The sequence below is a fragment of the Deltaproteobacteria bacterium genome (assembly GCA_016183235.1).
Lineage (GTDB): Bacteria > UBA10199 > UBA10199 > DSSB01 > JACPFA01 > JACPFA01.
The window spans coordinates 1-21,744 of sequence record JACPFA010000027.1 but is presented as its reverse complement, the minus strand read 5'-3'; the positions used below and the strand labels follow the sequence as shown (position 1 = coordinate 21,744).

Here is a 21,744-nt window from a genome sequence, read left to right as displayed (position 1 = left end):
ACTTACAAAACTGGATCCCCGCCTTCGCGGGGATGACAGAAAATATACTATCAAAAAATTAAATGACCATAATATTGGCAACGTTATTTTATCTTTTTGCCTTCCCGTTGCCTTCTTGCTTTTGATAATTCCTTCCCACGAAGTAACCCTCGTTTCAATCTTTCAAGTGGTTTAAGTTCTAACAATAGTAAGGTATGCCAAACATTTTCGGGATTGGCCTTAGGATATTTTTGCATTATTTGTTGTAATTGAAATCTAAGCCGATTAACCCTATTTAACTCTTGATCAGAATCTTGCAAAAAAGCTGCCGGTTTAACTCTTAAACTTCGAGCCAACGACAATAAGCTTTTAGGTAACAAACAATCCTTTCGTAACAACGAATAATAGGCCGTTTTGCTCACCTTGGCTTGCCGCAATAAGGCCGTAACGGTTATTCCTCGTTTTTTACAAAGCTTTTTAACTTTATCGGCCGAAAGTTGCATTGTTAAAAAGTACTATAAAATAGTACTTTTGTAAATGAGCTAATAATCCGGAGGGCTTCTGTCATTGCGAGCCCAACGGGCGAAGCAATCTTCAATTTTAAAATGTTGGAGATTGCCACGCTCGCCAACGGGGCTCGCTCGCAATGACAATAAGCCCTGCTGGACTCGGAATGACATTCCATTTTAATAATGGAACGGATTGAGGTAGTCGCCGGGGCCTGTGTAGACCGTGCCTTTAGGATAGGTGCCAAAGCGCACGACTTGGTCGTTTTGAAAGGCAACGAACTTTGACGCATAAGTGTGATGGATATAATAAGACTCTTCTTTGGTCTTCCATTTTTTGTCAGTGTCATCATAAAAAGGCACCGTACGATAGTGTGTCTCGGTTTCGGTGCGGGTGTAAATCCAGGTTTCGTAGTTGCCATTGTTGTCAACCATGTGAGTTTGATCAGCAGCTTTACCCCAAGCCAAATAAACCATTTTAGGCGTGAACCCCAAACCAATCTCCCCTGCCTGAATTTTTTGTTGGGCATCTTTAGGAAGGGTCATGAAGTAATCAAGATTTTTTTCGATCCGCTTTTGGGTCGTTTCACAAGCCACTAAAAAAATGAAGGCTAAAGCTATTAAATAAATTTTTTTCATATTCTTGAACCTTATATCCTTCTTTAATATTTGTAAAAAGTCTTTTCGAAGCCGGAAGAGGCTACTCGAAACCACTTTGCTGTGGTTGAGAGAGCCTTAAGCCGGATTCGAAAAGACGTGACCCTATTTGGCAGATGAAATGGAAGATTGCTTCTCCATCATGGATCCCCGCCTTCGCGAGGATGACACCGCTCGCAATGACATCTTTTCATAACTGAATCTGTACCACCTTCTCAATGTTTTTCACCACCCGCTTCATCGAAGACAAGGCATCTAAATGCAGAGCGCTGGTCGAAACCGTCTCTTCGATCCGACATTTCACCCTTTCCAAATGTTTTTCGCGTAATTCATCTTCATAGACCCGCAAGTGCTTAGCTTTGTGAATGATCTTTCTAGACAATTCTTCATTGGGTAAAGTTAAAACCGAAATGGCCATTTCGAATAATTGTAAAATTTGGGTATGATAATCCATTAATTCTTGCCACCCCTCTTCTGAAAAATTCTTGCCCAAATTTAACTTCTTTCCTGAAAGATCCAAAATATTTTGAATGACCGTATCACCAATTTCTTCTAGAGCATTAGAAGTATTAATCAGCTTGATCGATTCGCCGGCCTGTTCTTGAGTTAATTGATCGGCAGATACATTGGTAAGATAAATCCTCAATTCACGATCAATGACATTGGCTAAATCTTCTTTAGATTCTAAACCACTGATTAAATCAGGGTCAAAACGGTGAAAAGCTTGAATACAATCCCGAAAGATTTCATAAGTTAAATCGCACAACCGCAAAATTTCCCGCCTGGCATTGGCAAAGGCGAGCAAAGGGTTTTGCAAATGATCGGGGTTCAAATATTTGGGGCCATATTTGGATTCTTCTTCCCAACCCTTATCTGGCAAAAGCCAACGCACTAGTTTTGCCCCCAAAGCAATAAATGGAAGAAAAAAGATGGAAAGGGCCAGGTTAAAAAGCAAATGGGCCAAGGCAATTTGGTGACTGGGCATTTGAAAATAGACTCCCATAAGCCCACTTAACCCGATAATGGCGGCCACGATATTTTGATAAAAAGGCAGCAACGCCAAAGCCCCGATCGCCTTAAAAATAAAATGGGCCAGGGCCACGCGCCTACCTTCTTGGCGTTCGGAAAAGCTCGAAAACAAGGGAGTAATTGCGCTACCCACATTGGCGCCTAAGATAACCGGAAAGGCTTCATTAAGCCCAATGAGGCCAGAAAAACTTAAACCCAAGGCAATTCCCAAAGTGCCGGCGCTAGAAAGAAAAGGGGTCATTACCAACGAAAGGATAAAGGCGAGTAAGGGAATGCGTTGTAAAAATACAAAAATTTGCATGAGATCATGCGTATTGCCAAGGCTCGCCCCTACCCCGCCCAATAACTTGAGCCCAAAAAAGATAAAACCAAAACCCATAAGGATGGTGGCAAAGTTATGGGCCTTTTTGCTTTTAGAATAAAGATAGATGGCAACCCCTACAATCAAGATCACCAAACCCATTTCCGAGATATGCTGAATCGATAGTAAGATCACCACCACGGTGGTACCAATATCCGCACCCAGTAACACCCCCATGGCTTGGGTTACGGTCACTAACCCAGCACCCGCAAAGCTAATCAGGGTAATGGCTGTAGCTGAACTGGATTGAAAAACAATGGTAATGAAGATGCCCGCAAAAAAGGCCTTCCAACGGGTTTTAGTAAAAGTGGTAATCAGGGGTTTGAGCCGATCCCCAAACCACAATTGCAAACCCGAACGAGAAAGTCGAATGCCGTAGAAAAAAAGGGCTAGGCTACCAAAGAACCATAGCCAGCTGAAATGTTGGAATTGAAACATATAAAAACTTATTAATTATTTTAACAAAAATAAGACCTTAAGAGAAAAAGAAAATAAAATAGAAGATTCTTCCCCCTGCTGGGCTCAGAATGACATCTGTTTTTTAACTACATGTTATTACTTGATATTTTAACTTAAAAGCTTGTCGACGAAGTCATGAGGGTTGAATTCCATTAGATCGGTCATTTTCTCACCCACCCCTAAATAGCAAACCGGAACCCCGATTTCTTGAGTGACTGAAAAAATGCTCCCACCTTTGGCGGTGCTGTCCCATTTGGTGAGGATCACACCGGTAAGTTGCATGGCTTCGTGAAATAGGCGAGCTTGTTGTAAAACGTTTTGGCCACTCGTCGCATCAACCACCAAATAAATCTCATGAGGAGCACCTTCCATGGCCTTGCCCACAACACGTTTCACTTTCTTCAACTCTTCCATCAAATTAATTTTACTGTGCAAGCGCCCCGCCGTATCAATCAATACAAAGTCGATCTTTTTTGCCAAGCCTGACTTGACCCCATCAAAGGCCACCGCACCAGGGTCGGCCCCTTCTTGCTGACTTACAACGGGGCAAGATAATCGTTCGCCCCAAACCTTGAGTTGGTCGGTTGCGCCCGCCCGAAAGGTATCGGCCGCTACCAGTAAAACCTTTTTATTTTGTTGTTGATAACTACGGGCTAACTTAGCGATCGTTGTTGTCTTGCCAACCCCATTTACACCCACAACCAATATCACTTGAGTACTAACAGTTTGAGATTGAACAAAATTCTCTGGGATTTTCAAAATCTCTAACAAAATTTCTTTGAGGGCTGTTTTATAGTTAGTAAGGGTAGGCTCTAATTTTCGTTCTTGTAAAGCGGTGAGAACACGCTGCGTAACCGCCACCCCCACATCAGCACTCAACAAAAGCGCTTCAAGCTCAGCATGAATCTCTTCCCTTTTTTTAGTCTGACCCGAAAATAATTGAGCTAACTTCCCCCCCCACCCCGAAACTTTAACTTCAGCAACCGGAGCACGAAAGGCCTCAACAAAATAAGGAATTAAAAAGAGGCCAGCGATGCCTAAAAGAACAGCCAAAATAATTATTATTAATATTAAAATCAGCATATCGTTTAATATTTGTTCAAAGTCTTTTTGAAGTAGGCTCAAAGCAAATTGAGAACCTGTAGCGCAGAAGGGCGGCCGTAGGAGGGCTAAAAAATTCTATTGTTTTTCTGAGTTAGAGGACGACAGAGGAGTACTCTAACTCAGAAAAAACAAAGAATTTTTTAGTCCGAGTAGGCCACCCGGGCGCGGGTTCTCAATTTGCTTTGAGCCTACTTCAAAAAGACGTGGCCCTATTTGCAGAATAAAATGGAAGATTGCCACGCTCGCAAACGATGCTCGCTCGCAATGACATTATTAATTCAATTCCACGCTCACAAGTTTCGACACCCCCGCCTGCTCCATGGTAATCCCGTATAAAATATCCGCCATCTCCATGGTTCGCTTGTTGTGAGTAATTAAAATAAATTGCGAACGGGTTGCCATGGTTTTCACCATTTCATTGAACCGATCAATATTGGCATCATCCAAGGGGGCATCAACTTCATCAAGCAAACAAAAAGGGCTGGGTTTGATAAGAAAAATTGAAAATACCAGGCTGATAGCCGTTAAGGCCTTTTCTCCACCCGAAAGTAACGAAATGCTCTGCAACTTCTTGCCTGGTGGCTGCGCCACGATTTCAACCCCGCTGGTCAGCAAGTCTTCTTCGTTGGTTAATCTTAGCTCTGCCTGCCCACCTTTAAATAATTGTGGAAATAGTTCTTTAAACTTTTGATTGACGGCCTCAAAGGTTTCTTTGAAGCGCTTGCGAGTGGTGCGATTAATTTTATGAATGGCCTGTTGTAAAGATTCGATCGATTGATTTAAATCGTTATATTGCCCATGCAAAAATTCATGCCGTTTTTGAATTTCTTCATATTCTTCAATGGCCCCAATATTGACCTCGCCCATTTTTTCTAATTTTTCTTTTAATTCATCTAACTTTAATTGGCTGGCCTCAACTTCGATAGGGCGGGCTTGATATTGCAGAGCTTGCTCTGCAATGTCTAAGTGATACCGCTCAAAAATAACCTGTTTCAACATTTGCAGGTCATTACGATACTCCGTAACTTGCATAAGGTAGCTATTGAGTTCGTCTCGCAATTTGGCAATACTTTGCCGTAATTCTTTGAGCTGTACTTCTTGCGCTTGTAATTGCAGATTTTCTTTTTCACAAGCTTCTCTAAGCTTGCGACTCTCTTCTTCTGATTGAGTTAACGCTTGCAAATCAAGGGTGAGCTGGGCTCGTAAGCTCTCTGTTTCTGTAGTGAGCACTGAAATTTCTTGGTTGGCCTTGCTTAGGTTAAGTTGCCTATCGTCGATCAAGCCCGAAAATTCTTGCAACCTTGCTTGAAATCGCTCCATTTCTTTTTCACTATGAAGCTTCTTTTCTTCAATGGTTCCTAATTGAACTTTACGGTCTAATAATTGAGCCCGGCCGCTCTCAAGATTCAATTTGATTTGTTCGAGCTGTTGGCGCAACTCTAAAATACGCCCTTCATATTGTTTTTTGTCTAATTCGGCTTGTTCGATATTTTTATCGACCTGAATGGCGCTGGCTTTCATTTCTTCATCTTCCATAAGCCATGCTGAAATTTCTAAAGAAAGATTGTCACGCCGTTGTTGTAATTTGTTAATTTCATCTTCTAAATGAATAAGATCTTTCTCTTGATGGACAATACGAATCTCTTCGTTATGGGATTCTTGTTTGGTGGTACTGCTTTGTTGCTGGAGCGATTGCAGCCTTGATTTAATTTTCGCCAAAATTTCTTCTTTTACCTGGATTTGGCTTTTTAAGGCTTGAACTTCAAATTTCAAAACTTTAATTTCGCGTTTCTTTTCAAAAATATCATAATTGGTATGAGTCTTTGCACCACCGCTAATCATGCCAATAGGGTCAACCACCTCCCCTTCATAAGTCACTAAAGTACTTTGCACCTTTTGGTCGTTCCAAAGTTCTAAGGCCCGGTTCAAATTTTCAACCAAATAAACATCGCCAAATAAATAATCCCCTACCCGTTCGTAATCACTTTTTACCCTGACAAATTCTTTCAAAGGCCCTATCACTCCCTCTCCCACCAAATGGGCGGTAGGCTGTTTGTAGTTGCGCAGCATCACGGGAATAAAAGAAGAACGGCCTTGGGATTCGGTTTTCAAATATTGTAAGGCCTCAACCCCTGCGGTTTGGCTTTGCACCAGGATACATTGCAACCGCTCACCCAATACAGCGCCTACGGCACTTTCATAAGCGGGTTCGGTTTCAACAATATCAGCAATGGTGCCAAAAATTTCGCCTTGGTTTGCCAATTCACCCTTTTTAGCCATAATGGCCTGAACCCCTGAACTAAAGCCCTCAAACTTTCTTTCCATTTCAAGCAGTGAGGCAAAACGAGAATCTTTTAAATTCACCTTTTGTCGTTCTTCGTCTAATTCTTTTTCTTTTTCGGTTAATTCTTCTTTGAGTTTTGCAATCGTATTTTCAAGGTCAACACTTTGCACACCCAAATCGAGTTTTAATTGTTTAATGCGGGAAAGATCGGTTTGTAAATTGCTGGCTTTTTGCTTTAAGTTAACGACTTGGTGATCGATCTCGTCGATTTCTGCCTGGTAGCGCCCCATGCGCCCTTTTAAATCAACCGTGCGGTTGGCGAGGGCTTCTTTTTTGGAATTTTGCTGAGAAAGCAAGGTTAAAGCAGTTAAAATTTGATTTTGCAAAAGATCGAGTTCTTGGGCAAATTGTACTTCTTCTTGCTCTAAATTTTTGGCTTGTTTTTCTAATTGATCGACTTCATCCTTTTTTAAATCAAATTCTTGAAAAATTTGGCCAATGATTGCCGAGAAATTTTCGGACTGTTCTTTTTGTTGAACAAACTTTTCTTGATATTGGGCTAACTCTACCAACCAAGTTTGATTGTTTTGTTTTAATCTTTCAATTTCTCGGCCCTTATATTCAAGAGAGGCCTTGGCCAATTGCACGGCATTATTTTTTTCGAAAACCTTTTCTTGGATTTTCATCAATTCATTTTCGCGCAAGACTGAATTAAGCCTGCCTTCTTGTTGCTTGGTCTCTAAATGATCTAACTGGCTAGCCGCCAAAGTTTCTTTTTCTTTAATTTGAGCAAGTTCGGCCTCGAGGGATTTAAGGGCTTCGATACTTTGCAAATATTTTAACGAGGTGAGGTGTAACTCAAGTTCACGTGCCTGGCCACGCAATTCCCTAAAACGCTCGGCCTTTCTAGCCTGGCGGTCGAGGGAATTCATTTGTCTTTTTAATTCGGCAAGAATATCTGACAAACGCACCAGATTTTGTTTGGTGCTCTCAATTTTACGCTCAGCCGCCTCTTTGCGACTTTTAAATTTTGAAATCCCTGCTGCCTCTTCAATGAAAAACCGCCTATCTTCGGGTTTGCTGGTGACAATCGCGCCAATCTGCCCTTGTTCAATAATGGAATAAGCCTTGGTGCCAACCCCTGAACCTAAAAATACATCGTAAATGTCTTTGAGGCGGCAGGGTGATTGATTAATAAAATATTCGGATTCTCCTGAGCGATGCAAGCGCCGCCGCACCGTTAATTCAGAAAAATTAAGATAAGCCGCTGGGGCCTTGCCATCTTCTAAAGAAAGAGTGAGGGCTACTTCGGCAAAATTGGTGGAATTGCGGCCCGAACTCCCCGCAAAAATGACATCTTCCATGAGTTTGCCACGCAAGTGTTTAGCACTCATTTCCCCCATCACCCAACGAATGGCATCAACAATATTGGATTTGCCACAACCATTAGGGCCAACAATACCGGTAATACCGTCTTTATATTCCAAAATGGTTCTGTCAGGAAAAGATTTGAAGCCAAGAAGTTCCAGGCTTTTGATTTTCATATTACGTTTCTCTTCTGTCATTGCGAACCCCTTTAGGGGTCCTTCGGCAAGCCTCAGGATAAATTCCGCAATCTCTCTGTTTAACCGATGGGATTGCCACGCTCGCAGACGGTGCTCGCTCGCAATGACATGTATACCTTAAATAATTTGATCTAAAAATAAATTATTTTGCGCATTGATAATGGTTACAGCTCCCACTCCAGGCGAAGCAAAATAAATCCGCTGGGGTTCGTTACTACTATCCAAAAATATATCAAGCCCTTCACCACTAGCCGCCCCTGCCGTAGTAATGCCTGGCACCATGGTTGATAAATCCAGCGGTATTTCTAAAAATATCAAATCGCCCGAAGATTGGGTGACAAAACCTTTGATCGTACCACTAGAAAAACTCACCGCTCGAATATGCGAAACCACTCCGGTTAAAATATTAGGGCTGGGCTCTGGATCGTTAGGCCCGACGGGGGCAAGATTGCTACTAATCTGGGTTGAAGTGCTTAAATCGCTAGTATTTAGCTGATAGGCCGCCACCACATTGGTTTTTTCACTCACGATGAAAAGTGCAGTACCCGTTGCATTGGAGGCCAGCCCCACATCGCTCGTCAAGCGACCTACATCTAAAGTGCTAACACTAGCGGCTAGATTCGTCGCATCGATAAAAGAAACCGTGTTTGCAGTGGCATTAGCCACGGCCACTAAATTAAGGGTGCTATCATAGCTTAAACCTTCGGGCGCACCCCCTACCGTAACAGGAGAACCGCTTAACGCACTGCCATCGTCCACATCATAAACATAAATTTTACCATCGCTCGCATTGGCTGCATAAAGATTACCCAATTCAGGGTCGATCGTTAAACCCGCTATAATATTGCTAGAGCCACTCCCCACCGTAAGGGGCGAAAAAGAAGGTTGAGTTAAAGTGGAACCATCAAAATCAAAAACTACAATTTGAGAATTCATGCCTGAAACAAAAAGCCGGGTGGTGCTGTTGCCTATATTGATAGCCACCGCAGCTAAGGTGATTTGAGGAAGGACTTCGGTATCTCCGCTGTCGAGCAAGGGCTCTTCATCAACTACGCTATTATCGGAGGTGTTGATCAACGATAAAGTGTTATTGCTATCATCTACCACAAAGGCCCTGCCCGCAGTTGAATCAACAGCCACCCAAGCCGGATGGGGCAGAATTTCCTTGCGGGTAGATTGATTACCGCAAGATACGTTTAATAAAAATAATATTGAGAAGTTGAGTAATGCTAATTTTCTCATAATTTAGAAGATTGCTCGGCTATCATGTCATCCCCGCCCCTGCGTAGGCAGGGGCGGGGATGACATGGATTGCATCTTTAAGGGATATTTCCCACGATAGCAAGTGTTGAAGTATTAATGATCGTAACATTATGCGTTACTAAATTGGTGACGTAGAGGTAGGTCGTGCCGCCAAGACTGGCCAACGCCAAACCAAAGGGTTCGTCCCCAGCTGCCATGCCACTCGGAAGATCGCTGGCCACACTGATTCGGGCAAGCTCCACCAACAGGTTGGTGTCGATCACAGAAATACTATCGTTGCCCGTGTTGGCCACATAGGCACGATTGTTGGTAATATCGAGAACAATCTCACTGGGATCTGAACCCAAGGGCACACTGCCAATCAACAAGGTGCCTGCATTAATCTCGATGGGGGCGCCGCTATTGGCACTGAGGCTAGCATCGTTCAATACTTTTAAAATGGGGGCATTACCTCCTTCTACCACGTAAATATCGCTATTGGTAGCATCGACGGCAAGGCCACGGGTGGAAGAAGTTCCCGAGATAACATATTGCACCGGCCCCGCACCTAAATCGGTAATGGCATTGGCCGAAGGAGCGGTAAATTCGCTCACACTTAAGATCATCAATTGATCTGCACGATTGGTGACATAAAGATTATCGCTACCGGTACGCAAGGCCACTTCGCGAGTTTGACTGCCGGATACTGCATCACCTTCATTGGTGGTAAAACTCGTCGTAACTTTGGAATAACCCGTAAGATCATCGACATCGTAACGAAACACCGCCCCGGTGCCCGCTACAAATAAGGCATCACTGCCATCAAAGGCTGCACCAAAGGGATTAGCGCCCGAAGCAAAAGTTTCAACCGTTAGGTAAGAGTTCGAAGCTTCATCGATATTGACTCGAACGATTTGATCATCGTTATCTTCTCGGTCATCGCTCAATCGATTAGGAATATAAAGATAACCACGGGTAGAATCTAAAATCACCTGCCCGGAAAAGCTAGGGATGCTCACCGCGGCCAACGCCGTGGGATCGGTCGGGTTGGTCATGTCAAAAATGATCACTGAACCATTACTATAAATCACACTATTATTCGAATTAACCAGGTACCCCCTTGTCGTCGCTGCATTAATGACGAAAGAGATTGGGCTCGCCAATACCGGTGGATTGGTCGTTAGAGGGATCGACACAAAGATAGAGGGGTCTGCACAACCTAGCAGCGTAGAAAAGAAGATTGCCACGCTTGCGCTCGCAATGACATTCATTCTAATGATTAAAAAAAACTTTTTCAAACTATTTTGCCTCCATTAAAACTGCTTGGGCTGCAGCCAGCCTTGCCACAGGGACTCGGTAAGGAGAACAGCTAACATAGTTCAACCCAATCTTATGACAAAAAATCACCGAACTGGGTTCACCACCGTGTTCGCCACAAATACCCACTTTAATATTGGGCCTGGTTTTGCGACCTAATTCGACAGCCATGGCAATCAACTTACCAACCCCCTCTTGATCGAGCGCCACAAAGGGATCAACGGTCAAAATCTTTTTATCGATATACATGGGTAGAAACTTAGAGGCATCATCACGGGAAAAACCAAAGGTGGTTTGAGTAAGATCGTTGGTACCAAAGCTGAAAAATTCTGCAAATTCGGCAATCCGATCAGCCGTGAGAGCGGCCCTGGGCAATTCGATCATGGTGCCAATCAAATATTCCAACGGAATCTTTTTACGATTCATGACCTCTTTACAAACCTTATCCACCATTTGATGCATCACTTCGAGCTCGCGCACATGCCCCACCAAAGGAATCATGATCTCAGGAATAATCGAAAAACTTTCTTGCTCGACCAATTCACAAGCGGCTTCCATAATGGCCTGAACCTGCATTTCATAAATCTCAGGATAGGTAATGCCCAAGCGACAACCGCGATGCCCCAACATGGGGTTAAATTCACGCAAACTTTCTAACTTGCTACGCAGTTTATCAGGGGGAATATCTAACTTTTTAGAAATCTCTAAAATTTCTGAATCGGTGTGGGGTAAAAATTCGTGAAGCGGCGGATCGAGCAAACGAATGGTAACCGGCAATCCTTTCATGGCTCGAAAGATGCCTTTGAAATCTTGTTTTTGCATGGGCAAGATTTTGGCTAAGGCGCGTTTGCGCTCTTCAACATCAGAGGCCAAGATCATTTGCCGAACGGTGTCGATCCTATCCCCTTCAAAAAACATATGCTCGGTGCGACATAGGCCAATGCCCTCTGCCCCAAACTCTCGCCCTACCCTGGCATCACCTGGAGAATCAGCATTGGTGCGGACTTTGAGCCTACGCTGTTCATCCACCCACACCATGAACTCTTTAAATTCTCCGGTCAACTGAGGCGGAATGGTGGGAACCTCACCTAGCATCACCTCACCGGTTGAACCATTCAAGGTAATAAAATCGCCTTTTTTAACCACCACACCCTGTACTTGAAAGAGCTGTTTCTTTTCTTCAATGTCTAATTCACCACAACCCACCACACAAGTTTTACCCATCCCTCGCGCCACCACCGCGGCATGAGAAGTCATCCCACCGCGAGCCGTTAAAATCCCTTCTGACACATTCATGCCATGGATATCTTCGGGAGAGGTTTCTAGACGAACCAAAATGACACGATGACCTAATTCATTGAGGCGCTGCGCATCTTCGGCCGAAAAAACCACTTGGCCGGTGGCAGCACCCGGTGAAGCGGGCAGGCCTTTGGCAATCACCTTTTTCTCAACATTAGGGTCTAAGGTGGGGTGTAAAAGTTGATCGATTTGATTGGGATCGATTCGCAAAATTGCCGTGCGTTTATCGATAAGCCCCTCTTTCACCATATCGACCGCAATCTTGATGGCGGCAGCGGCCGTACGCTTGCCATTGCGGGTCTGCAACATCCAAACCTTGTGATTCTCGATGGTAAATTCAATATCTTGCATGTCGCGATAATGGTGTTCGAGTTTTTGATAAATGGAAACCAAGGTTTGATAGCACTTAGGCAAGGTCTCTTCCATCGAGGGCAAATCGTTGCCCCCATGCTGCTTCCCTTCAATATTAATCGGCTGTGGGGTTCGGATGCCTGCCACCACATCTTCACCTTGAGCATTAATAAGATATTCACCAAAAAATATCTTGGCCCCGGTGGAAGGATCTCGTGTAAAGGCAACCCCGGTGGCACAATCTTCGCCCATATTGCCAAATACCATGGCCTGAACATTAACCGCTGTACCCCAATCTTCGGGAATCGAATGAATCCGCCGATACTCAATGGCCCGTTTATTCATCCAACTCTGAAATACCGCGCCAATGGCCCCCCAAAGTTGAACTTTAGGATCTTGAGGAAAAGCTTTTTGGGTTTTTTGTAAAACGATATCTTTGTAGGTTGCAATGAGTTGCTGCCAGTCTTCTGCCTCAAGCTCGGTATCTAAATGCACCCCGCGTTTGCGTTTTAATGATTCAAGGGCCGATTCAAATTCATCACCTGAAATATTTAAAACAACATCGGAATACATTTGAATAAAACGCCGATAACTATCTAACACAAACCTGGCATTGCCAGTTTTTTTCGCCCACCCTTCGGCCACAGCATCGTTCAAACCCAAATTAAGAATCGTATCCATCATGCCAGGCATGCTGGCCCTGGCCCCAGAACGCACTGAAACTAGCAAAGGGTTTTGGGGATCACCAAACTTTTTGCCCAAAGATTTTTCAATGGATTTTAAATTGCTGGCCACTTGAGATTCTAATTCTTTTGGATAGACATGGTTATTTTTATAAAACTCAACACAAACCTCGGTGGTAATAGTAAAACCAGGGGGCACGGGGATGCCTAAAAGATTCATTTCAGCTAAATTAGCACCCTTGCCACCCAAAATATTTTTCATATCCGCGCGGCCTTCGGCAGCCCCACTGCCAAAAAAATAGACGTATTTTTTACTCAAGTTTACCTCGCTTTACTTAAACCCTAGAAGGGGATGTTGAAAAACACACCCTTTGTCATCCCTGCGGAAGCAGGGATCCAGTAATTTTAAGCATTCCTGGATTCCCGCCTCCGCGGGAATGACATTTTTTAACAAATCCTAAAAACTAGGAAGATGATCCAACAAATAATGATGAAGTTGGTCAATCGAAATTCTGTCTTGTTGAGTGGTGTCGCGATGACGCACCGTCACCTTTTTATCTTCTTCACTTTGAAAATCATAAGTTACACAATAAGGGGTGCCGATTTCATCGTGACGGCGATAGCGTTTGCCAATACTCCCCACATCATCATAATCGGTCGTAAAATGTTTCTTTAAACTTTGTTGTATTTTAAGCGTAGGTTCTGCCAGTTTTCTAGAAAGCGGAAACACCGCCACTTTAACCGGGGCAATATGAGGGGCAAAACGCAACACCACCCGAGCTTCGCCATCGATTTCATCTTCATGGTAGGCATCACATAAAACCGTTAAAAACGTTCGATCAACCCCAACCGAAGTTTCAATAACCGCAGGCACATATTTTTGCTTTGTTTCATCGTTAAAATAACTCAAATCTTTACCACTAAACTTAATATGTTGGTTGAGATCATAATTAGAACGATTGGCAATACCTTCTAACTCTGAAACTCCAAAGGGGAATTCATATTCGATATCGGTGCAACCTTTGGCGTAATGGGCTAATTCATTTTTGTCATGTTCACGGGTACGTAAATTTTCTTGCTTAATACCCAAATCTAAAAACCATTGGCGGCGTTCTTTGACCCAATATTGATAATATTCTTCACCCACTTTTTCTTCTGGGCTAATGAAATATTCCATTTCCATTTGTTCAAATTCGCGCGACCTAAAAATGAAATTGCGTGGGGTAATTTCGTTACGAAAACTTTTGCCTATTTGAGCTATCCCAAAAGGGATCTTTTTTCGGGAAACATTTTGAATGTTTTTAAAATTGGTAAAAATGGCCTGGCAGGTCTCTGGCCTTAAATAAGCAATCGATGATTCATCTCGCACGGCCCCCACATAAGTTTGAAACATGAGGTTAAAGGCTCGCGACTCGGTTAAATCTCCCTCCCCCTTTTTTTCTTTTGCACATTGGGTGACCGAAAGACTCAGGCGTTTGGGGCAAGGGGTATCGTTTAGTTGATCTTCGCGAAACCGCCCCTTACAGACCCGGCAATCAACCATGGGATCTGAAAAACACTCCACATGGCCACTGGCCTCCCAAGTGCGCGGATGGCAAATAATCGAGGTGTCGACCCCCACTACATCTTCTCGCCCTCGCACGATGCGGTTCCACCAAAAACTTTTGATATTATTTTTGAGTTCAACCCCTACGGGGCCATAGTCCCAAAAACCGTTGATACCTCCATAGATCTCACTGGATTGAAAAATAAAGCCGCGGCGTTTTGCAAGTGAAACAATTTTTTCCATTTTTTTACTTGGCTAACATCGGCAATTTTCGTGTGTCAAGGTAAAATCAGCCGAGCCCTAAATGAGTGTAATTAATTTGTTTTCCTTGCAATTTAACCGCCAACTTTTATAATCGGCTTTTAACTGGTAAAGAAGGGTTTTCATGTTGAGAAAAATTCTCTTTTCAATTGTGGTGTTTTGTTGCGTAGCCAGTCTATTACCCGCCTGTTCATGTGGTAAAAGAAAAAAAGGAACGCCCGGCGCTAATGATAAAATTTATCCTGTTAAAATCACCTCCCCTATCGCTGGCGAAGTGCCTGATTTAGTGGATTTGCAGGGAGTGTTCATTCCCAATGATCGATTATCGGTAAAAACTCCCTATTCTGGCAAGGCCACTCAAATAGCCGCCGCTGAAGGTCAACGTGTAAACCCTGGTGATGCCTTATGCCGAATTCAAAATGACCATCTCTCGCTCATTCTCGACAAACAACGGGCCGAACTGCGAGAAGAAGAATTAAAGTTAGAAGGTATCCGAACCGGTGAAGAAAATGGCGGCAATCGGCTGGGCGATAATCGCGCTCCCTTCGATTTAGACACGGTCGGTAATGAAGAAGAACCTCCTGATAATCAAAACCCTTCCGAAGAAGGCGAACAACCCGCCAATGAAGAAGGCTCCGAAGAACGCAATGAAGAACCTAATTTATTTGCCTTGTCGAAACAGCCTGCCAAACAGCAGCAACCTAGAGAAGAGCCCGAAAGCAAGTCTGGTTTGCAACAAGCCAAAATAGATCGATTGCGAGCCGAAATTGCCTTGAACGAAAGGATGCTCACCGAAGGCACGATTGTGGCTACAGTAGGTGGATTGATCACCAAAAAATATGTCAGCGAAGGAAGTTTAGTGCAGGCCGATACCGTGTTATTTGAAATTGTCGATGTAGACCCCATTTTGCTTTCGGTCTTTGTACCGCAAAAGTTGATTCAACAATTGAATCAAAACACGCCTGTTAAGGTGATCGACAAAAACGACCCTGGGCAATTGTTAAATGGCGAAGTCGCCTACATCAGTGCAGAATTTAACATCGATAAAAAAGGTTTGGAAATAAGGGTCCGCGTCCCCAATCCCAATGACAAATTGAAAGTCAATCTCGAGGGAACAGCCCGCCTGGCACTTTCCACTAAAACACGAAAGGTTTTATTGATTCCACCCGGAGCCATCACCCATGCCAACGACGGCAAGACCTTCGTATACGTGGCTAAAGGAAACTTAGCAGAAAAGAAAGAAATAGAGGTTGGGCTGGTGCAAAACGGCCAAGCCGCGATTATCCAAGGCCTATCGGTCAAAGACCAAGTCATCACCCAAGGGCATCAGACTTTTGATGAACCCGAAGAATACATCAAAATTGAATAATAACTTAACTCTGAGCTGAGGCTCTGCTTTTGTGAAGCCATCGCTCCAACGCATGCGCCTCAGGACAGGGTCCGCAGCGGGCCCCTCTGTCATTGCGAACCCAGCAGGGTGAAGCAATCCCTTCTGTCTAACCGGTGAGATTGCCACGCCCGTTGGGCTCGCAATGACAGAAAGTCCATACCGGCTAGCCCGCATTGGGGGCCCCGGCGCTTCCGCGATGGCTTTGCCAACATAGAGGCTCATCTTAAATAAAAGCCAGTAATTAATGTGTAGGAATTGGGGTTATTTCTTCAGCTATTTCTTCGGTAATTTCTTCATCTTGTAGCAAAATGCTTTCTTTGCCAAAGGCAGGGTCTAATACCAATAATACTTCCCCTACCACACGCCCATTGAACGGATTCGTTGCCAGGTCTAAACCCCGACGATCGTTAATTTTTCCATTAATATAGAGATGGTGCGGCTTGAACATAAACTCTTTCTCGTTACTTTTATAGAATCGTTGTTTAAAATCCAAACCATGATGCTTTGCTAGGTTGCTTCTCTGAAACCACGGTAGTGGTTACTAATTTGTTTTGCAACACATATTTAAAATCATACTTGAAAGCTTGTAAATGATGATTTATAGTATGAATCGATTATGCGCACTACTGTCGTACTAAATGAAGAATTTGGTGAAAAGATTCGGCCATTGATCCAAAGCAGAAAGCTTTCTGCCTTTGTCAATCAATGCATTCGTGAGCACCTTGAACGGAAAGAAAGAAAGAGACGAATGAAAGAACTGGAAATGGCCTACCAACGTGCCTCAAATAGGAAAAGGTCAGACTTTGAAATCACTGAGATTGAGGATTGGCCTGAATGGTAACCCCAAGACGAGGTGATCTCTTTTGGGTTAACCTTGACCCCACCGTCGGTACTGAAATCAGAAAGAAGCGCCCTGCTATTATCATCTCCAATAATGCAGCAAATAGACGCTATCATCAAGTTACCGTTATTCCGCTCACCTCTCAGAAAATACAAGAAATAGAGCCTTTTCAGGTTTATGTTGCCGCTCAAGAATCCGGTTTGCAAAAAGAATCAAAGGCCTTGGCCGAACAAATTCGAACTGTTTCAAAACTCAGACTAGGTTCTCGTATTGGCAATTTAAGCACTGAAACCCTTACTCTACTCGAAAAGGCCATTCAAATTCATTTGGATTTAAAATAGCTATGAAATTAAAATGGCTTTTGTTCATCCTCTTATTCCTGCCATCGAGTCTTGTAAGTGGAAAAGTTTCTTACCAAACCATCGTCCCTGGGCTTTACTATCGAAAATTAGAATTATCGGGTGGGGTTAAACTTCATATTTTTAAAGCTGATCTTTCTAAAATTAAAATCGATGCAATTGATGCCCGCGATTTTAAAAAGAAGGCTATGAGTGCTGTTGAAATGTCACAAAAAACCCAAGCCCTGGTGGTGGCCAATAGTAATTTTTTTAGTGACGAACTAGAGCCCTTAGGGCTGGTGATTCAAGCTGGCAAAATCAAAAACCCCATTCGACCGATCAGTTGGTGGGCGGGTTTTTTAGTGCACAACAACCAAGCCACCATTCGAAAATTAGCCAAAGCAGAAAAACCCAATGCTACCCAGTTTGGCCTTCAAACCGGTCCACGTTTAGTGATCAACGGCAAAGTCCCCAAACTTAAAGTAGAAAATTCCCCTAAAACCGCGATTGGCATTGATCGCCAAGGCTATGTTTATTTGATCGCCAGCGCAGGCAAGATTGAAATCAATGAATTAGCAAAGGTTTTGGTCACCAAAGAAGGGGCACAAGGTGTGGGGTTAAGAAACGCACTCAACCTCGACGGTGGCAGCTCTACTCAGCTGTATCATAAATCCGCCCAGCTCGAAGTCAAAGTCTCCGGCCTTTCCAACATTCCAATAGGAATAGGATTTTTTAAGAAATAAATGAACCCTTCAGCCCCCTGCGAATGTATCTCTTATGCCGTCCAGAAGCTTGAGGCAATTTAATCTTTTTCACCTCTCAATTCTTTCCTTTTTTGTATTTTTAACTTCTGCCTTTGGACCCTTTGAATACTATCATGTGGTGGCAAATCTTCCGGCATTGTACTTCCAAGTTCCTTAATGGTTTGTCTCACTTTTTGTCCAACATTATAATGTGTTTGGTTTGCCTGACGCTTGTTTTGATGAGGCTCACGTTTAAGTTTTTCTTCTGTTTGCGTCGCGCGAAATAAATTAGCAGCCAGTTCCGTGCTACCCATATGATCTAAAATTTTTTGGCTCTTCTTTAGGTTCTTTTTGGCATGAATATCTTTGGCACCAAGTCCTCCGTAAAGCCCTTTGTAACCGTAATCTTGAAAAATAGCGTAGTCGAGCGGTTCTTTTACCCCGACTTTTTTAGCCACCGCAGCAAGATTGACATTGTGCTTAGAAATTTCTTCCCTGAGAAAAAGGCGTTTTTCGTTTTCCTTTTCCTGTTCTGACAATTCCTGTTTTCTGGTTTGAATGGCAAAATAGGTCTGACCGTTTGCAACTATTTCTTTAGAGGGATCAGCATTTTGGACGATCAAGTAACAAGCGTACCGCGACAGTAAAACTGTTGGCAGAGGCCTGCTTGCTCCTGAACCAATCGCCACGTCTTCTTCTGTATTAATAAAATGTTGTTCAGAAACATGTCCGCTGTTTATGCAGGCTAACTTTGCCTTATCAATAACTGTTTGAAAATTTCTATACTCAAAATATTCAAGTATCTTTCCTAAATCGCGAGCTGACCAATATTCTTGCCCATTTGGATCTATTTTTTTGCTTGTTTCAAAGACATTTTTGGAACCGACTATTAAATCAACTTTTTTGTCTCCCATGGGATAACTCCTTGTTATTTATATAAAACCATCTCGTGCTTACCCACGAAATGGTCATGATAAATTTTTCTCAAGATCGGGATAAAGAACATCATCAGATTCGCCAGTAAAAGCATTAACCCATCCTGTTACTATTCCAATCACTAGTTTTTCATCACCGATTTTCTCCCATAATTTTTTGGCAAAGCCATAAAAATCATCCCTGGTCCGCCATGCCGTCTCGCTAATTTTATTGATAACAAAGACGATACCATAATATTTGAGATTTTGGGCCGAAGTAACCTGATCTTTCTTATCTTTCCATTTCTCCGAAAGATAATCGTAAATCGGACGGTCATTGATGGGTTGAGAAAGATTATTATCCTTTTCCGACATCCGATCCGACATCCAAGTAGTAACTTCAATATAGGCAATTTTCTGCCCATCTTTAGTTAAAATTAAATCGGAACTCTTTGATGATTTTTTCCTCTTTTGAATCGAAACAGAAAAACCTTTTTCATAGAAAAAATTAATTGCCCTGATTTCACCAAGAGCGGAATCCAATCTGTTTAAATCCAGATCCTTAGGATCAAAATCGGTCCATTTAATGAGGGTTTCAGCATCCAACTTTGTGCTGTCACAAGCCATATTAATACGTTCGTTAGTCTCCTTAATAATTTGCGGAAATTTTTTAAAATTATCTTCTGCCAATTTTTCATGCCATCTGCTGGTCTTATTCTTATTGATACCCAAGATTAAATGCTCTTTGATTGAAGCTGGGAGATCACTTTCCCCTAATCTTCCTTTCAATTTATTATAGTCCATTTGGTTATAGCCTTTCAGAAATTTTCTGGATCAAGGCGAAAATTAAATTCCGAGCGAGTCGTACTCGCGTAATAGGCAAACTTCAGCCGGTGGCTGAAGGCAAACTATTTAAGCGTATAAGCTCTTGATCCAAGCTAGCTGTACGTTCCTTCGCATAGGCTTAAGACAGGCTCAGCGAGCGAATTTAATTTTCAACGCAGAGCCAGGAAATTTATGGAAGGCGGTTATTGATTCATGGTGTCGTAGAATTCTATGTTTGTCTTGGTTTTGCCAAGTTTGTCGAGCAAGAATTCCATGCTGTCTACGGCGTTCAATGGCGAGAGCAACTTTCTTAATACCCACGATCGTTGCAATTGCATTTCATCAAGCAAAAGTTCTTCGCGACGCGTGCTAGACTTGTTAATGTCCATACAAGGGAAGATACGTTTTTCCATGAGTTTGCGATCCAAGGTAATTTCCGAATTGCCGGTGCCTTTGAATTCTTCAAAAATAACTTCATCCATACGACTGCCGGTGTCGATCAAGGCAGTGGCCACAATCGTGAGACTCCCACCCTCTTCAATATTACGAGCTGCACCAAAAAATCGTTTGGGTTTATGCAAAGCATTACTATCCACCCCACCTGATAAAATCTTGCCCGAGGGAGGAACCACCGAGTTATAAGCTCGGGCGAGCCGCGTAATACTATCGAGTAAAATCACCACGTCTTTTTTGTGCTCTACCAAACGCTTGGCCTTTTCAATGACCATCTCAGCAACCTGCACATGGCGGGTGGCCGGTTCATCGAAAGTTGAGCTGACCACTTCACCCTTTACCGAACGTGCCATGTCGGTCACTTCTTCGGGGCGTTCGTCGATGAGCAATACAATCAAATAAATGTCAGGATGATTGGCCGTAATAGCATTGGCAATATGTTGTAACATGACAGTCTTGCCGGATTTGGGTGGAGCAACAATCAAAGCCCGTTGCCCCTTACCAATGGGAACAAGTAAGTCGATGATCCTGGAGGTCATATTTTTAGGATCATGCTCCATCTTAATGCGATAGTTTGGATAAAGCGGGGTGAGATTATCAAATAAAACTTTGTCGCGGCTTTTTTCGGGAGCTTCAAAATTAATCGACTCCACTTTTAAAAGGGCGAAATAACGCTCGCCTTCTTTAGGCGGACGAATGTGACCCGAAACCGTATCGCCTTTGCGCAAATTAAATCGGCGAATTTGGGAGGGGCTAACATAAATATCATCGGGGCCTGGCAGATAGTTATAATCTTCTGCTCGCAAAAAACCAAAACCATCGGGTAATGTTTCTAAAACTCCTTGCCCAAAGATGGTGCCATTATGTTCAGTATGGGCCTGCAAAAGCGCAAAGATCAAGTCTTGGCGCTTCATACCTGCAGCGGCCTCGATACTAAAAGAATCGATAGCAACCTTTACCAGTTCTTTGATGGGATTATGTTTAAGGTCGGTGAGATTCATGGTCGCGCCAAAGGGCGAGGTACAATCTTTTGGTTCGGTAACGGTTTCAACTTCTTCGTCTAGGTAATCACCTTGCATCGTTTCACTAGGCCCTGCATAGTTACTTTCTTGATTGCGGTCTCGACCACCACCACCATAACTTCTGCTACGGCGGTTATTGTTGTTGCGATTATTGCGGCGTCGGCCATGAGCAGCGCCATAGGGGCGATTGTCGCCCGAGTCACGATAGTTTTCATCTGACATAGATAGTATTTACCTCTTCTTTTTTATGGAATTAGAGATCATGATTAAAATCGGTTGACACTCATTTGAGTTTATTTTCAAGGGTGTTAATTCAAAAGCTTTAAACTTTCGGGATTAAATCAAGCTTTAGTATTGCGGTGAGTTTGACGCTTTATTATAAAATCCCCCTCATTATCTGTTAAATAACCCCACACGTCAAGGCCTATTTTTATGTTTTGTGGTAGCCGAGTGAAAGTGTCAGTACTAACTGCCGAGTGAAAATGTCAGTAGCTATCCTCCGAAAGGAGGAGAAGGATGCTACTAACAATGAGAGATAAAAATAAAATTGAGGTGATTGAGGCAGTCATGGACGA

At 43.2% G+C, this 21,744-nt stretch carries 17 protein-coding genes; 4 read left to right on the top strand and 13 right to left on the bottom strand.

Going from position 1 to position 21,744, the window contains the following annotated elements; translation table 11 throughout:
• Window positions 1–83: 83 nt before the first annotated feature.
• The 9 genes from HYU97_06820 to HYU97_06780 all read right to left on the bottom strand — a co-directional run bounded on the left by HYU97_06820 (window position 84) and on the right by HYU97_06780 (window position 14,625).
• Complete coding sequence (locus HYU97_06820) at window positions 84–482, bottom strand: hypothetical protein (protein MBI2336459.1); 399 nt, start codon at window positions 480–482, stop codon at window positions 84–86.
• A 183-nt stretch (window positions 483–665) separates the two neighbouring features.
• On the bottom strand, window positions 666–1,124 hold the full coding sequence (locus HYU97_06815; protein MBI2336458.1) for a hypothetical protein: 459 nt from the start codon (window positions 1,122–1,124) through the stop codon (window positions 666–668).
• A 208-nt stretch (window positions 1,125–1,332) separates the two neighbouring features.
• Entirely contained in the window at window positions 1,333–2,970 is a 1,638-nt protein-coding gene (locus HYU97_06810) for a Na/Pi cotransporter family protein (GenBank protein ID MBI2336457.1), read from the bottom strand.
• A gap of 129 nt (window positions 2,971–3,099) precedes the next feature.
• A complete protein-coding gene (ftsY, locus tag HYU97_06805) occupies window positions 3,100–4,074 on the bottom strand; it encodes a signal recognition particle-docking protein FtsY (GenBank protein MBI2336456.1) in 975 nt (324 codons plus the stop codon).
• Window positions 4,075–4,368: 294 nt separating this feature from the next.
• Entirely contained in the window at window positions 4,369–7,944 is a 3,576-nt protein-coding gene (smc, locus tag HYU97_06800; protein MBI2336455.1) for a chromosome segregation protein SMC, read from the bottom strand.
• A gap of 117 nt (window positions 7,945–8,061) precedes the next feature.
• Window positions 8,062–9,186: a hypothetical protein gene (locus tag HYU97_06795; GenBank protein ID MBI2336454.1), complete on the bottom strand. Its 1,125-nt coding sequence runs from the start codon at window positions 9,184–9,186 to the stop codon at window positions 8,062–8,064.
• Window positions 9,187–9,263: 77 nt separating this feature from the next.
• Window positions 9,264–10,484: a hypothetical protein gene (locus tag HYU97_06790; protein MBI2336453.1), complete on the bottom strand. Its 1,221-nt coding sequence runs from the start codon at window positions 10,482–10,484 to the stop codon at window positions 9,264–9,266.
• Between the two features lies 1 nt (window position 10,485).
• Window positions 10,486–13,155, bottom strand: coding sequence for a pyruvate, phosphate dikinase (locus HYU97_06785; GenBank protein MBI2336452.1), 2,670 nt, complete (start codon window positions 13,153–13,155; stop codon window positions 10,486–10,488).
• A gap of 138 nt (window positions 13,156–13,293) precedes the next feature.
• Window positions 13,294–14,625 (bottom strand): glycine--tRNA ligase, encoded by a 1,332-nt coding sequence (locus HYU97_06780; GenBank protein ID MBI2336451.1) that lies wholly within the window; start codon window positions 14,623–14,625, stop codon window positions 13,294–13,296.
• 142 nt (window positions 14,626–14,767) lie between these two features.
• Between HYU97_06780 and HYU97_06775 the strand changes: the two genes are divergently transcribed.
• A complete protein-coding gene (locus HYU97_06775) occupies window positions 14,768–16,012 on the top strand; it encodes an efflux RND transporter periplasmic adaptor subunit (GenBank protein MBI2336450.1) in 1,245 nt (414 codons plus the stop codon).
• A 262-nt stretch (window positions 16,013–16,274) separates the two neighbouring features.
• Here HYU97_06775 and HYU97_06770 read toward each other — a convergent pair whose 3' ends face one another.
• On the bottom strand, window positions 16,275–16,481 hold the full coding sequence (locus HYU97_06770; GenBank protein ID MBI2336449.1) for a hypothetical protein: 207 nt from the start codon (window positions 16,479–16,481) through the stop codon (window positions 16,275–16,277).
• A 168-nt stretch (window positions 16,482–16,649) separates the two neighbouring features.
• On the opposite strand from HYU97_06770, the gene HYU97_06765 reads away from it, so the two are divergent.
• The 3 genes from HYU97_06765 to HYU97_06755 are packed head-to-tail and all read left to right on the top strand — an operon-like array spanning window position 16,650 to window position 17,955.
• A complete protein-coding gene (locus HYU97_06765; protein ID MBI2336448.1) occupies window positions 16,650–16,874 on the top strand; it encodes a hypothetical protein in 225 nt (74 codons plus the stop codon).
• A complete protein-coding gene (locus HYU97_06760) occupies window positions 16,868–17,215 on the top strand; it encodes a type II toxin-antitoxin system PemK/MazF family toxin (protein ID MBI2336447.1) in 348 nt (115 codons plus the stop codon). The genes HYU97_06765 and HYU97_06760 overlap by 7 nt, the downstream gene beginning before the upstream one ends.
• A 2-nt stretch (window positions 17,216–17,217) precedes the next feature.
• Window positions 17,218–17,955 carry a phosphodiester glycosidase family protein gene (locus HYU97_06755; protein ID MBI2336446.1) on the top strand — a complete coding sequence of 246 codons (738 nt, stop codon included), beginning with the start codon at window positions 17,218–17,220 and terminating at the stop codon, window positions 17,953–17,955.
• Between the two features lie 59 nt (window positions 17,956–18,014).
• On the opposite strand, the gene dinD is transcribed toward HYU97_06755, so the two are convergent.
• The 3 genes from dinD to rho all read right to left on the bottom strand — a co-directional run bounded on the left by dinD (window position 18,015) and on the right by rho (window position 21,391).
• Complete coding sequence (dinD, locus tag HYU97_06750; GenBank protein MBI2336445.1) at window positions 18,015–18,869, bottom strand: DNA damage-inducible protein D; 855 nt, start codon at window positions 18,867–18,869, stop codon at window positions 18,015–18,017.
• Window positions 18,870–18,923: 54 nt separating this feature from the next.
• A complete protein-coding gene (locus tag HYU97_06745; GenBank protein ID MBI2336444.1) occupies window positions 18,924–19,673 on the bottom strand; it encodes a hypothetical protein in 750 nt (249 codons plus the stop codon).
• A 224-nt stretch (window positions 19,674–19,897) separates the two neighbouring features.
• Window positions 19,898–21,391, bottom strand: coding sequence for a transcription termination factor Rho (gene rho, locus HYU97_06740; GenBank protein MBI2336443.1), 1,494 nt, complete (start codon window positions 21,389–21,391; stop codon window positions 19,898–19,900).
• Between the last annotated feature and the right edge of the window lie 353 nt (window positions 21,392–21,744).